The organism is Ruegeria sp. HKCCD7559, assembly GCF_013110575.1.
Classification (GTDB): domain Bacteria; phylum Pseudomonadota; class Alphaproteobacteria; order Rhodobacterales; family Rhodobacteraceae; genus Ruegeria.
Map to the genome: position 1 here is coordinate 230,621 of NZ_WVQU01000003.1, position 12,816 is coordinate 243,436.

The 12,816-nt window shown below is 59.2% G+C and carries 13 protein-coding genes; 5 read left to right on the plus strand and 8 right to left on the minus strand.

The window, feature by feature from the left end:
* Nucleotides 1–10: 10 nt before the first annotated feature.
* The gene (locus GS605_RS11625) at nt 11–2,188 is read left to right on the plus strand and encodes a transglycosylase domain-containing protein (RefSeq protein WP_171724088.1); all 2,178 of its coding nucleotides are present in this window, start codon (nt 11–13) and stop codon (nt 2,186–2,188) included.
* A gap of 59 nt (nt 2,189–2,247) precedes the next feature.
* Here the strand turns inward: GS605_RS11625 and leuB are convergent, their stop codons facing one another.
* A complete protein-coding gene (leuB, locus tag GS605_RS11630) occupies nt 2,248–3,351 on the minus strand; it encodes a 3-isopropylmalate dehydrogenase (protein WP_171635566.1) in 1,104 nt (367 codons plus the stop codon).
* A 91-nt stretch (nt 3,352–3,442) separates the two neighbouring features.
* Between leuB and GS605_RS11635 the strand changes: the two genes are divergently transcribed.
* Nucleotides 3,443–3,970, plus strand: coding sequence for a redoxin domain-containing protein (locus GS605_RS11635; RefSeq protein ID WP_171635568.1), 528 nt, complete (start codon nt 3,443–3,445; stop codon nt 3,968–3,970).
* Between the two features lie 3 nt (nt 3,971–3,973).
* Here the strand turns inward: GS605_RS11635 and GS605_RS11640 are convergent, their stop codons facing one another.
* Nucleotides 3,974–4,867 (minus strand): LysR family transcriptional regulator, encoded by an 894-nt coding sequence (locus tag GS605_RS11640; protein WP_171635570.1) that lies wholly within the window; start codon nt 4,865–4,867, stop codon nt 3,974–3,976.
* A gap of 84 nt (nt 4,868–4,951) precedes the next feature.
* Here GS605_RS11640 and GS605_RS11645 point away from each other — a divergent pair, with 84 nt between their 5' ends.
* A complete protein-coding gene (locus GS605_RS11645; RefSeq protein WP_171724089.1) occupies nt 4,952–5,860 on the plus strand; it encodes a sugar nucleotide-binding protein in 909 nt (302 codons plus the stop codon).
* Here the strand turns inward: GS605_RS11645 and GS605_RS11650 are convergent.
* The 6 genes from GS605_RS11650 to GS605_RS11675 all read right to left on the minus strand — a co-directional run bounded on the left by GS605_RS11650 (nt 5,852) and on the right by GS605_RS11675 (nt 10,808).
* A complete protein-coding gene (locus GS605_RS11650; protein ID WP_171724090.1) occupies nt 5,852–6,880 on the minus strand; it encodes an endonuclease/exonuclease/phosphatase family protein in 1,029 nt (342 codons plus the stop codon). The genes GS605_RS11645 and GS605_RS11650 overlap by 9 nt on opposite strands.
* The gene (locus GS605_RS11655) at nt 6,877–7,707 is read right to left on the minus strand and encodes a hypothetical protein (RefSeq protein WP_171635576.1); all 831 of its coding nucleotides are present in this window, start codon (nt 7,705–7,707) and stop codon (nt 6,877–6,879) included. The genes GS605_RS11650 and GS605_RS11655 overlap by 4 nt, the downstream gene beginning before the upstream one ends.
* Nucleotides 7,708–8,038: 331 nt before the next feature.
* Nucleotides 8,039–8,644 carry a 3-isopropylmalate dehydratase small subunit gene (leuD, locus tag GS605_RS11660; RefSeq protein WP_171724091.1) on the minus strand — a complete coding sequence of 202 codons (606 nt, stop codon included), beginning with the start codon at nt 8,642–8,644 and terminating at the stop codon, nt 8,039–8,041.
* A 41-nt stretch (nt 8,645–8,685) separates the two neighbouring features.
* On the minus strand, nt 8,686–9,228 hold the full coding sequence (locus GS605_RS11665; RefSeq protein WP_171635581.1) for an HdeD family acid-resistance protein: 543 nt from the start codon (nt 9,226–9,228) through the stop codon (nt 8,686–8,688).
* 37 nt (nt 9,229–9,265) lie between these two features.
* Nucleotides 9,266–10,669 (minus strand): 3-isopropylmalate dehydratase large subunit, encoded by a 1,404-nt coding sequence (leuC, locus tag GS605_RS11670; RefSeq protein ID WP_171724092.1) that lies wholly within the window; start codon nt 10,667–10,669, stop codon nt 9,266–9,268.
* A 43-nt stretch (nt 10,670–10,712) separates the two neighbouring features.
* On the minus strand, nt 10,713–10,808 hold the full coding sequence (locus GS605_RS11675) for an isopropylmalate isomerase (RefSeq protein WP_224857982.1): 96 nt from the start codon (nt 10,806–10,808) through the stop codon (nt 10,713–10,715).
* 115 nt (nt 10,809–10,923) lie between these two features.
* Here GS605_RS11675 and GS605_RS11680 point away from each other — a divergent pair, with 115 nt between their 5' ends.
* Nucleotides 10,924–12,276: a mechanosensitive ion channel family protein gene (locus tag GS605_RS11680; protein ID WP_171724093.1), complete on the plus strand. Its 1,353-nt coding sequence runs from the start codon at nt 10,924–10,926 to the stop codon at nt 12,274–12,276.
* A gap of 164 nt (nt 12,277–12,440) precedes the next feature.
* Nucleotides 12,441–12,800, plus strand: a complete 360-nt coding sequence (gene rsfS, locus GS605_RS11685) for a ribosome silencing factor (protein ID WP_058276550.1) — start codon at nt 12,441–12,443, stop codon at nt 12,798–12,800.
* Nucleotides 12,801–12,816: the final 16 nt, after the last annotated feature.

The window sequence follows — 12,816 nt, forward strand, 5'->3', positions numbered from 1 at the left end:
GAGTTTGAGCATGACTGAGTCCAAGCGACGCAAGCCGAAATTGGTTGCGGACAAAAGGTACCCGTCAAAGGGTCGTAAACCGTCGGCATCCAAGCGCCCGGCGGGCAAGAAGGCGACGGCTCGCAAAACCACCACACGCAAAACTGCGCGCAAAAAGACGCGCAAGAGATCGGGGGGCAAAGGCGGCGGCATCCTGCGTCGTTTTTTCCGCTGGGTCTGGCGCATGGTCTGGGGGCTGACCTGGCGGGTCGGAGCGGTCGTGGCCATCCTGATCGCCCTGGCGGTGGGTGTCGTCTATTCCTCGTTGCCGGACTTGGATGCCTTGTTGGACGGCCGTGCGCGCGGGTCTGTCACGCTGCTGGACCGCGACGGCAAAGTGTTTGCCTGGCGGGGCGACCAGTTTGGCGGGGTGATCACTGCCGATACGGTGTCGCCGCATCTGAAAAACGCCGTCATCGCGACCGAGGACAAACGGTTCTATCGCCATTTCGGGGTGAGCCCGCGCGGTGTGGCAAGCGCCGTTCGCATCAACCTGAGCGAAGGGCGCGGCCCGTTGTCCGGGCATGGCGGGTCAACCATAACGCAGCAAACGGCCAAATTGCTGTGTCTGGGCGTGCCTTATGATCCGACTGAATGGGAATCAGAGGCCGCCTATGAAGCCGATTGCCGACAGGGATCGCTGTTGCGCAAGGCCAAAGAGGCCATTTATGCAATGGCGATGGAGGTGAAATACTCCAAGGATGAGGTTCTGACGATCTACCTGAACCGGGCTTTCCTTGGTGCAGGCGCGCGCGGGTTCGAGGCCGCAAGCCAGCGGTACTTTGGCAAGTCCGCCGCCGAAGTCTCGCCGGCCGAGGCAGCGATGTTGGCCGGGCTGTTGGTTGCGCCCACACGTTATGCACCGACGAACAATCTGCAACGGTCGCAGGACCGGGCCCGCCTTGTGATCGGTCTGATGGAGGATCAGGGCTATCTGACCGCCGCGCAGGCCAGCGAAGCGCGGGCCCGCCCAGCCCAACTGTCCGAGGCGGCGGCTGCACGGGCCGGGGGATATTTTGCGGATTGGGTTATGGCCAGCGGGCCCGAGTTCTTTACCCGCAACACGACCGAAGATGTGGTGATCCGGACCACCCTGGATCAGCGCATTCAGACCTCTGCGGAAGAGGCGCTGAAATTCATCTTTCAGGAAAAAGTGCGCGAAGGATCAAAGGCGCAGGCGGCCATTGTGGTGATGTCGGCCGACGGTGCGGTGCGCGCGATGGTTGGTGGGCGCAAGACACGCGTGTCTGGCGCGTTCAACCGGGCGACGCAGGCGTTGCGACAGACGGGATCATCGTTCAAGCCATTCGTCTATGCCACCGCGCTGGAACTTGGGTATTCGCCGCTGGATACGGTGATGGATGAACCCTATTGCGTCGATATTCCGGGGTCAGGCCAGTGGTGCCCCAAGAACTACACCAACAAGTATTATGGGCGGGTGACCTTGGCGGATGCGCTGAAAAACTCGCTGAACATACCGGCGGTGAAAGTGGCCGAGATTTCCGGCCTGGACAATGTTCGGACGGTTGCCAGCGGCTTCGGGATTGCCAGCGACCTGGCACAGGGGCCTGCGCTGGCGCTTGGTGCATCGGAAAGCACGTTGATCGAGATGACCGGGGCTTATGCAGGCATCCTGAATGGCGGGTCGCAGGTTGAACCTTATGGGCTGACCGAACTGAAGCTGCTGGGCGACGAAACACCCGTCATGGTCACGACGACCGGTATTGGCGAGAGGGTCATCAATGAAAAGGCTGCCAAACAGCTGACCTGGATGATGGAGCGCGTGGTCTCTGAAGGGACCGGCGGGCGGGCCAAATTGCCCGGCTGGCAGGTGGCGGGCAAGACCGGAACGACCCAGGCCGCGCGCGACGCGTGGTTCATCGGGTTCACGGCGGATTATGTGACCGGGGTCTGGATGGGGTATGATGACAACACGCCCTTGTCCGGCGTGACCGGTGGTGGCTTACCGGCCGAGATCTGGAAAGAAACCATGCTGCGCGTGACCGAGGGGATGACGCCCACCCCGTTGCCGATGATGGCGCCGGAACCTCCGGTGCAAACGGCGCAGCCGCAGCAACAACGGCGAAAGAAACAAACCGGGTTGGACCGGGCTATAAACAACCTGTTGAACAATATCTTCGGGAATTGAGCAGGCAAAAAAAGGCGGTGCGCTGGGCACCGCCTTTTGTTTTTTCATTCTTTCGTTTCTTAGACGCTTGCGTCCAACGCTGAAAGGATCGCGTCGCCCATTTCGCTGGTCGAGACGGGCTGAACGCCCTGATCCGCAAGCAGGTCGCCGGTGCGAACGCCGTCGGCCAGAACTTTCTCGATCGCAGCTTCCAGCCGATCCGCTTCCTCGCCCTGATCAAAGCTGTAGCGCAGAGCCATCGCAAAGCTGAGGATGCAGGCGATCGGGTTGGCTTTGCCCTGACCCGCGATATCGGGGGCAGACCCGTGTACGGGCTCGTACATTGCTTTGGGGCGTCCATTGGCCATCGGCGCGCCCAGCGACGCCGACGGCAGCATGCCCAGAGAGCCCGTCAGCATCGCGGCGCAGTCGGACAGGATGTCACCGAACAGGTTGTCGGTCAGGATCACGTCGAACTGTTTCGGCGCGCGCACTAGCTGCATGGCACCGTTGTCGGCGTACATATGGCTCAGCTCAACTTCGGGGTAGTCAGCGGAAACGCGGTTGACCACTTCGCGCCACAGAATGCCCGATTCCATCACGTTGGCTTTTTCCATCGAGCACAGCTTTTTGTTCCGGCGCATCGCCAGTTCAAAGGCCGAACGCGCGGCGCGTTCAATCTCGGATTCGGTGTAACGCTGGGTGTTGATGCCGACGCGTTCATTGCCTTCCTCGAAGATACCGCGTGGTTCACCGAAATAAACGCCCGAGGTCAGTTCGCGCACGATCATGATATCCAGACCGGCAACGATGTCTTTCTTCAGCGACGAGAAATCAGCCAGCGCGTCAAAGCACTGGGCCGGGCGCAGGTTCGAATACAAGTCCATTTCCTTGCGCAGGCGCAGCAGGCCGCGCTCGGGCTTCAGGCTGAAATCCAGATCGTCGTATTTTGGGCCGCCGACAGCGCCCAATAGAACCGCGTCGACCTCTTGCGCCTTGGCCATCGTCTCATCGGACAGAGGCTTGCCGTGGGCGTCATAGGCGGCACCGCCGACCAGATCCTCGCTCACGTCAAATTGAAGACCGCGATTGGCGCCGAACCAATCGATGATTCTGCGCACTTCGGCCATGACTTCCGGGCCAATTCCGTCTCCGGGCAGGATAAGGAGCGAAGGGTTGGACATGAAGGGTCTCCTTGCGTTTTGTTGCACAGGGCCTAGCGTCTGCGTTGCATCGGGTCAATGAGACGAACCTGCCAAAACAGAAGGAAAACACATGCTGACACCTGGAAATCCGGTTCCTGCGCTGAAAATCGAAACTGTTGCCCATGGCAGCTTCGATCTTGACGCGGACAAGGGCGAACACGGGACGCTGGTGATTCAATATCGCGGGCTGCATTGCCCGATCTGCATCAAGCAGATGACCGAGGTCGAAGCGGCGCTGGATGACTTTGCGGCGCTGGGCGTCGAGGTTATCATGATCACCACCGATACAGCCGAGCGCGCGGCGGAAGCCGCCGAAAAAGCCGGAGCGTCGCGCCTGCGTGTGGGCCACAGCCTTCCCCTGTCCGCTGCGCGGGATGATTGGGGCCTTAACATCTCGACCAAGCGCGAAGGCAGCGCCGAACCGGACCTGTTCGCAGAGCCGGGGCATTTCTACATCGCACCCGACCGGACGCTGTACTATGCATGGCAACAGACCACGCCTTTCGGTCGCCCGTCCATGTCGGATATTGCGGGTGGTTTGAAATTCACACTGGGCAACAACTATCCCGCGCGCGGAACTTATACCGGCCCGCTTTGACCCTCAAAGAGCGGCTTTGAGCCCTTCTGCCAACAAATCCCAGACCCTGCGGATGCGCGGGGTCTGGCGCATGGCCTGGGGTGCGGCCAGCCACACGGGTAGAATCGGGATGTCCACATCCAGCGGCAGGATTTCCACGTCGGGGTCGGCTTGGGCAACCTGTACCTGGCTGAAGCCTATGCCACAGCCCGCCCGGATCAGTTCCCAATAGGCGCTTTGCAGGTCACAGCGGGTGGCAAAACTGTCGCGGCTGGCTGGCCACCCCTTTTCACGCATGGCTTTGATGATCTCCTGGTTCGCGTCAAACCCTACCAGATCATGCGTAAACAGTTCTTCGGGTGTCTTGGGGCGCCCCTTCCGGTCCAGATAGGACTTTGCCGCACAAAAACACAGCGGCACATCCCCGAGATAGCGGGAAATGAGATCCACCTGCGCAGGGCGATACATCCGCACGGCGATATCCGCCTCGCGATAAAGCAGATTCTCGGTGGTGTCAGTGGCCACCAGTTCAAGCTGGATCGTGGGCTCTTGCCTGCGGATGGACGCCAGTATCGGTGGCAGCAGGTGATGCGAGGCAAAGACAGATGCGGTGATGCGCACCGAACCTTCAAGCTGTTGCGATTGCCCCGCGGCGGCAAGACTGAACGCGGTCATGGCGCTGTGCATCTGCTGGGCCAACGGCAAAAGCTGTGAACCTGCTTCGCTGAGCTTCAGACCACGCGCGTGGCGATCGAAAAGAGAGACACCCAGCTCGTCCTCGAGGTTTTGGACCTGCCGCCCCAAAGTGGGCTGGCTGCGATTGAGATGTCGTGCGGCGGCGGACAGCGATCCCGTCTCGGCCACGGCCAGAAAGCATTGGATCAGAGACCAATCTGCATGTGTCAGAGCTTTGTCCATTCAAAAATGAATACACGTTCTGCGAATTGCGGCAATTCCTTGCGCGAAGTGAATGGGTAGATTGACCTCAGACAGGAGGCAAACATGGCACAATCTGCACTGGTACTGGGCGCAACAGGTCGTTTTGGACGCAACGCAGCCCTGGCGTTCAGGCGCGCGGGCTGGGATGTGACGGAATTTGACCGCAGGTCTGATTCGCTGTCACAGGCGGCGCGCGGCGTGGACGTCATCGTGAACGGATGGAATCCGCCCTATCCCGATTGGGCACGCGATGTGCCGGTACTGACCAAACGGGTGATAGATGCGGCCTCAGATACGGGGGCGACCGTGATCGTACCGGGCAATGTCTACGTATTTGGTGGGAATACGCCGGGCCCATGGTCGGGCGGGACGCCGCATCGAGCCACCAACCCTTTGGGCCGGGTTCGGATCGAGATGGAAGAGGCCTATCGCGCGTCAACCGTGCGCACCATCCTGTTGCGCGCCGGGGATTTCATCGACACCAATGCATCCGGAAACTGGTTCGATCAGGTCATGATCAAGCGTCTTTCGCGCGGTCAGTTCGTTTATCCCGGTGATCCGGACGCACCGCACGCTTGGGCCTTTCTGCCTGATCTGGCCCGCGCCGCCGTCGCGCTGGCTGAGATGCGGCAAGACCTTCCCCGTTTCTGCGATGTTCCATTTGAAGGGTACACTTTGACCGGGACGCAGATCGCTCAATCGCTTTCGCAAGTCACCGGCCGGCCGGTTACAATGCGGCGTATGAAATGGTGGCCTCTGCAATTGGCCCGCCCATTCTGGCGCATGGCCCCTCATTTGATCGAGATGCGGTACCTCTGGCACGTGCCGCATCAATTGGATGGCGGTTATATGAAAGAATTGCTGACCTCGTTTTCTGAAACGAAGCTGGAGGATGCCTTGCGTTCCGCCATTTCGTCCCAACGTGCCGTTTCATCGGCGACGGCCGGGAACAGGGGCGAGGTTCTAGGGTAGGATTATGTCAACCCAGACCAGTCGATGCCTGCTGGCGCGTCGGGCACTGTCGTACAGCGTGCCACCTTCCACGGGCCAGACAATGCCGGTTTCCGAGATTTGCAGATCACTGGACGGCAACACATAGTCAACGCGCATTTCCCCGGTGGCTTTCCATTCGACCGTTGCTGATGAACCCGATGGGTCCTTTGGCATCGGATCCTGCACATGGGGATCGGCCAAAAGCGCGCGAATGGCCTGCTTGTGGCCTTCTCCGCGGGTCGGGTCGAGATTGGCGTCCGCGGCCATCACGAAGGGGCCTTGAGGAACTGGCCCCAGGCCGCCATTCAGCAAAACCGACCACAGGCGAATCTCGTCCCTGTTGCGCAGACCGTTGCGATCCTCGGGTCCGTCAAAAACCGGTGGGGCAGCGTGAAAGGTCATCAGGCTAAATCGCCCCTGCGGGGTTTCGATCGGAAGCACCCAATGCACGGTCGAGGACAGGCGCTGAATGTCGTGCGCAGCTTCAGACGGGAAGGGGAGCCCATCCCTGAATGGCAAATCAGCCCCAGGCAGGTCTTTCCACCGCAGATTGGTGTAATCCTGAACGTCTTCGGTCATGATTTCGAAACGGGACAACACCGCCACCCCTCCGTGGCCGGTGAACTTCCCCCAGCCCTGCGCGTCGCCGGGGCCTTGCGTTTGGCCATCTCCGTCCAGATCCAGCGGCGTTTCCAACCCAGCATTTGGTTGGGCGGAAAAGTGATAGGGGAAATCCAGGCCCGCCTCGCGCAATTTCTCGGACAGGGCGCTCAGGGCCGCGCCGTCCAGATCCCAGTCGATGCCTTGCAGGGCAATGACATCAGGTCGCGCCGTAGCAACGACCTCGACAACGGCTTCAACCTGCGCATCATCCCGCTGGATGTCGCGCAGCAGCAGGCCGGGGCCGTTTCTGCTGAGTTCAGTGTTGTAGGTGGCGATGCGATAAGCCTCTGCCTGTGCCGAGAAAGGCAACAGCAGCAGAGCAAGGGCACGGATCATGCGGCTTGCGTTGTCTCGTTTGTCGAATAGGCGCGGCGCTTTTCCACGATCAGACCCGCGATGCGAAGCGTCGCCATGCCGCGCATGATCATGCTGGCGGGCAGGAAGGCCCAGGCGCACATGGTCCAGATCAATGTTTGCGGATTGCTCAGCGAGATCGGGGCAACGACGCTGCTCATGAGCTTGATGACAGCCGGAATGAGGAAGGGGAGCAGAACGCCAATGCAGATATTCAGGCGACCATCACGTTGCAGGCGGGTGACAACATCGCCGCCCTTGGTGGGATCAAACAACGGCAGATTGGTCCATACGTTGAAGGCGCCATTGCCCGTGGGCCAGCCGCGCACTTTGACCGCATAGGCAAAGCTGGCGACGGTGACCAAGGCGGCCACATAGGCCACACTGGCTGCGATCCGAACCAATTCGATCAACGGCTGACCGGCATCCAAGGGTAGCATCAGCACGATCAACCGAACCGGGGAATAGGGAAAGTCCGCAACATTCGCGACGGCCAGACCTGCGGTGTAGGCGAACGCGGTCAGTTCAGTCGGCTCATAGGTGTTTTTGCAAACCAGCGTCAGAAAGGTGACCATCGACATCAGCCCGACAAACCGCAGACGGTTCACCGGCGGCGCATCGCGAAATTCAATAAAACTGGGAAAAGCAGAATTGTACTCGGCGAATGTCAGGATGAACGCGAGAATCGCGAGGAAGACCAGAATCTCGGTCCCGTTCGTCGATGATACAGGCAGGTACAACGCGGGTGTCAGCACCATAAGTGCCACAAGTATTCCGCGTATCGCCGCCCCTGTTGTGCGCGCAATCACTATCCGAACCCTTTTTCAAACCGGATAAGTCGATCTTCGCCGACTTACATTCCAACTTGTGCCCATCGTCTCGAGTTTTTGACGGATGCCTCTTTAGCGCCAACATGGACGATAAGCGGCATTTCGCTCAAGACAGGGTGCAGAAAACACGTGATTTCGGGCAAAATGATGGCGCAACTGGTGCGGGATTGCATCATTTTCGACGCAAATCCGACGTGTATCCCAATATGAGACCAAGATGTTGTGGTTTTGCGAAAATCAACCCCAAGAATGAGAACGGGGCCGCATTGGCGACCCCGTTAGGTTGAGTGTTCAAAGAATCGCTTGGGCCTTACACCCAGGGGCGGGCCTGGCTGGCGTGTTCCTCAAACTTGTCGATGTGGTGATCTTTCTCCATCGTCAGGCCGATATCGTCCAGACCGTTCAGCAGGCAGTGTTTGCGATGCGGGTCAATATCAAACTCGATCACGACACCATCCGAAGTGGTGATCTGCTGATCTTCCAGATGTACCGTCATGCGGGCATTCTCGCCTTTATGCGCGTCTTCCATCAGGATCGCGTGATGCTCTTCTTCGACCACGATCGGCAGGATGCCGTTCTTGAAGCAGTTGTTGAAGAAGATGTCGGCAAAGCTGGTCGAGATCACAACCTTGACGCCGAAATCCTTGATCGCCCAGGGTGCGTGTTCGCGCGACGAGCCGCAGCCGAAATTGTCTCCGGCGACCAGAATTTCGGCCTCGCGATAGGCGGGTTTGTTCAGGACGAACTCTTCGTTCTCGCGCCCGTCATCATGATAACGCATTTCGTCAAACAGCACGACGCCGAGGCCGGACCGTTTGGTGGTTTTCAAATGCACTTTGGGAATGATCATATCGGTGTCGATATTGATCAATGGCATCGGGGCGGCCACCCCGTGGACTTTTTCAAACTTATCCATGTTCACACTCCTGCGGGAGAGGGCCGCGCCCAGGCCCCGCGTTAAGCTTGTTTCGTTTCTTTTGGTGCGTCCTTGACGAAGAACGCCATGAAGACAAGGCCGAGCCCGTTAAAGATCATCTCGATCCCCAGCAGGATGCCCAGCAATTGCAGCAGCACCGAAGGGTCCATTGCGGCAAAGCGCCAGATCAGGATCGCCAGTACAATCGACATGATGCCCGAGACCAGCGTCGCCCAGAAATATTGCGTTCCGCGCATCTGGAACGACAGGATCACGCGGGCAATGCCGCCAGCCATGAACAGGATCAGGCAGACAGTTGCCAGTGTCAGCGTTCCTTGCAGTGGGTGATCCAGAAAGGACCAGCCCAGAAACAGCATCACGACACCCATGATAAGTGACAGTATCTTGTTGCCGGCCCCATCGACGGTGAAGCCGCCAACAACCTGTAACGCGCCTGAAATCAGCAGCAATACACCTGTGACCACCGTCACGGTGATTGATGCCACGACCGGTGCGCCCAGCACAAAGATGCCGAACACTATGGACAGAAGTCCAAGCAATAGCCATTTGACCCAGTCACTCATTTGTTCAATCCCTCAAATATCTAGATATGAGGGCACCTTACAACAATTCACGGACGTCTGTCAGCCGTCCCGTGATTGCCGCTGCGGCAGCCATTGCCGGGCTCAGCAGATGTGTGCGCCCGCCCCGGCCCTGACGGCCTTCGAAGTTGCGGTTCGAGGTTGCGGCACAGCGTTCGCCCGGTTGCAACTGGTCGGGGTTCATCGCCAGGCACATCGAACAGCCTGCCAGACGCCATTCGAACCCGGCCTCTTTGAAGATGTCGGCCAGGCCTTCTTCTTCGGCCTGAGCGCGGACCAGCCCCGAACCCGGCACCACCATGGCGCGCATCCCGTCCTTGATCTTCTTGCCTTTCAGGATCTCGGCCGCGGCACGCAGGTCTTCGATACGTCCGTTGGTGCAGGACCCGATAAAGACGGTGTCAATCTCGACATCGCTCAGCTTCTGACCGGCTTTGAGACCCATATACTCGATTGACCGGCGGGCCGCTTCGACCTTGCCGCCTTCGAAATCCTCGGGGTGCGGCACGGTTGCCGTGATCGGCAGAACATCCTCGGGGCTGGTGCCCCAGGTGACGACAGGCGCGATGTCTTCGCCACGAATCGTGACAACCTTGTCGAAATGCGCGCCTTCGTCGGTGTAGAGTGTTTTCCACCAATTCATCGCGGCTTCCCACTGCGCACCTTTCGGCGCATGCGGACGGCCTTTGACATATTCGAACGTGTTCTCATCCGGTGCAATCAGCCCTGCGCGTGCGCCACCTTCGATGGCCATGTTGCAGACGGTCATGCGGCCTTCCATCGACAGGTTGCGTATGGCTTCACCGCAATACTCGATGACATAGCCGGTGCCGCCGGCGGTGCCGGTTTCGCCGATCACGGCCAAGGTGATGTCCTTGGCGGTCACGCCCGGCTGCAATTTGCCGGTGATTTCCACCTTCATGTTCTTGGATTTCTTCTGGATCAGGGTCTGCGTGGCCAGCACGTGTTCGACCTCGGACGTGCCGATGCCGTGGGCCAATGCGCCGAATGCGCCATGGGTGGCGGTATGGCTGTCGCCGCAGACGACGGTCATGCCCGGCAGGGTCCAGCCTTGTTCGGGGCCGACGATGTGCACGATGCCCTGACGGACGTCATTTACCGGGTAATAGTGAATGCCGAAGTCCCGGGCGTTCTTGTCCAGCGCTTCGACCTGAATGCGCGATTCCGGGTTTTCAATACCGTTCACCCGGTCAGGTGTGGTCGGAACGTTGTGGTCCGGCACGGCAATGGTCTTTTCCGGCGCGCGCACCTTGCGGCCCGCCATGCGCAGGCCTTCGAACGCCTGCGGGCTGGTGACCTCGTGGACCAGATGGCGGTCGATATACAGCAGGCAGGTGCCATCATCGGCTTCGTGCGCGACATGGGCATCCCAGATCTTGTCATAGAGTGTTTTGGGGGACATGTGTCCTCTCCCGTATGTAATGAGAAATAGCTGGCGAGTTGGCTCAGGCGACGGGTAGGCGCGCCAGGACCGTGCGGGCAGCCCCAAAGAACCGTTCGCGCAGACGCGCGCGGTCTTCCAGATTCTGTTCTTGGGCCACATTGAGTCTCATGCGGTTCAGATATACCGCGCGTTTGCTGCAATCAAGGTTCAAAACCGGTGTCAGGCTTGCATCGCCTGGCATTGCTGTCCAAGCTGCCGTGCAGGAGGCGCGTATGAACCAAGACCTGATCCCCAGCTCGCTGACAGACCTTTACAACAACATGGTCGCGGGGTTCTCTTCCGAGCTTCAAGAACTGGTCGAGTTGGTGGTTACGCCGGGCTGGCGGCAGTATCAGTTGGTCATCATCCTTTTCCTTTGGGCGCTGGCTTTCCTTCTGAAAGTTCTGACACAGCCACGATGGGATGCCTGGACGCGCGCACGCACCGGATGGCCGAAATGGCGGCTTCGCACCATGGTACAGCTGATGCAGCGGCTGACACTGGTCTATTTCGTGCTGCTGTCCTGGTTCTTGTATCAGGTTATGCAGCATGTTACCTGGCCGTCGCGCAGTTATCTCATTGGGATCATTGCAACTCTGGCAACTGCGTGGCTGGCGATTGCACTGGTCGCGAGGCTTGTCCGCAACCGGACGCTGCGACGGATATTCAAGTGGGCAATGTGGGTCTATGCAACGCTTGTTGCTTTGAATCTGACGGATGACGTGGCCAAATTCCTTGATGGGGTCGCGATTTCCGTCGGTGACCTGCATATTTCCTTGCTGGGCATTCTCAAGGCCATCCTGCTGATCGGGGTCCTGTTGACGCTGGCCCGCATCGGCACCCGCGCGGCCGAGCGTGGATTGCAGAGCAATGACGACATCACCCCATCCATGCAGGTGTTGTTGGCCAAGGGAATTCAGGTGCTGCTGTACGGCGCGGTCTTTCTGGCTGCGATCCGCACGCTGGGCTTCGATCTGACCGGCATTGCGCTGCTGTCGGGCGCAATCGGCGTCGGCATCGGGTTTGGCCTGCAAAAAGTGGTGTCAAACCTCATATCGGGGATCATCATCCTGATGGATCGGTCGATCAAGCCAGGCGATGTGATCTCGCTGGGCGATACGTTTGGTTGGATCAATGCGCTGGGCGCACGCTATGTCTCGGTTGTCACGCGGGACGGGCGGGAATACCTGATCCCGAACGAGGACCTGATTACCAACCAGGTGGTGAACTGGTCGCATTCCGACAAATTCGTGCGGTTGGATCTGGATTTCGGCACCAGCTATGAGGATGACCCCCACAAAGTGCGGGCAACGGCGATCCGGGCTGTAAAGGCAGTGACCCGCGTATTGAGTGGCGGAAAACATGAACCGGTATGCCATATCACCGGTTTTGGCGACAGCAGCGTGGATTACGTTCTGCGGTTCTGGATCAGCGATCCGACCAAAGGGCTGACCAATATCAGGGGAAATGTCTATCTTGCGCTGTGGGATGCGTTTCAGGACGAAGGCATCTCGATCCCCTTCCCGCAGCGCGAGGTTCGGCTTTTGTCGGAAAACGCAAACATGCAACAAATCGCAGAAGAGTGATCACCCCTGCGCGGGGCCGGACGCGCTTTCATTGAAATGTTGCATTCCCCTTGCTACCTTATTAGTACCCTGGCGCCGGGGTTTCACGGCGCGCAGCAAAGGAGGACTATGTCCTGTCTCTACATACACAGGCGGGTTTGCCCGCCGAAGACGGGTCCCGTGTAATGGCCCACTCTCAGTCAATCAGCGATAAGCTGCTTGAGCGTATCCTTTCCTCACTTTCCGATGACAAGGCCGAAGACGTCGTGCAGATCAACCTGCAAGGCAAGTCGTCTGTCGCGGATCACATGGTCATTGCTTCGGGTCGGTCGACCCGTCAGGTCTCGGCCATGGCGGAAAAGCTGACGGATCGCATCAAGCAGGAATTCGGTTTCACCTCGAAGGTCGAAGGCAAGGATGCCGGCGATTGGGTGCTGATCGATACGGGCGACGTGATCGTCCATATCTTCCGCCCCGAAGTGCGCGAATTCTACCAGCTGGAAAAGATGTGGCTGCCTCAGGGCGGCAGCGCCTCGGCGAACTGAGGCGCCATCCCGGCCC

What these genes read in the sequence shown, in the direction of transcription:
- GS605_RS11625 (WP_171724088.1), top strand. Translation starts at nt 11, where the DNA reads ATGACTGAGTCCAAGCGACGCAAGCCGAAATTGGTTGCGGACAAAAGG.
- leuB (WP_171635566.1), bottom strand. Translation starts at nt 3,351, where the DNA reads ATGTCCAACCCTTCGCTCCTTATCCTGCCCGGAGACGGAATTGGCCCG.
- GS605_RS11635 (WP_171635568.1), top strand. Translation starts at nt 3,443, where the DNA reads ATGCTGACACCTGGAAATCCGGTTCCTGCGCTGAAAATCGAAACTGTT.
- GS605_RS11640 (WP_171635570.1), bottom strand. Translation starts at nt 4,867, where the DNA reads ATGGACAAAGCTCTGACACATGCAGATTGGTCTCTGATCCAATGCTTT.
- GS605_RS11645 (WP_171724089.1), top strand. Translation starts at nt 4,952, where the DNA reads ATGGCACAATCTGCACTGGTACTGGGCGCAACAGGTCGTTTTGGACGC.
- GS605_RS11650 (WP_171724090.1), bottom strand. Translation starts at nt 6,880, where the DNA reads ATGATCCGTGCCCTTGCTCTGCTGCTGTTGCCTTTCTCGGCACAGGCA.
- leuD (WP_171724091.1), bottom strand. Translation starts at nt 8,644, where the DNA reads ATGGATAAGTTTGAAAAAGTCCACGGGGTGGCCGCCCCGATGCCATTG.
- GS605_RS11665 (WP_171635581.1), bottom strand. Translation starts at nt 9,228, where the DNA reads ATGAGTGACTGGGTCAAATGGCTATTGCTTGGACTTCTGTCCATAGTG.
- leuC (WP_171724092.1), bottom strand. Translation starts at nt 10,669, where the DNA reads ATGTCCCCCAAAACACTCTATGACAAGATCTGGGATGCCCATGTCGCG.
- GS605_RS11680 (WP_171724093.1), top strand. Translation starts at nt 10,924, where the DNA reads ATGAACCAAGACCTGATCCCCAGCTCGCTGACAGACCTTTACAACAAC.
- rsfS (WP_058276550.1), top strand. Translation starts at nt 12,441, where the DNA reads ATGGCCCACTCTCAGTCAATCAGCGATAAGCTGCTTGAGCGTATCCTT.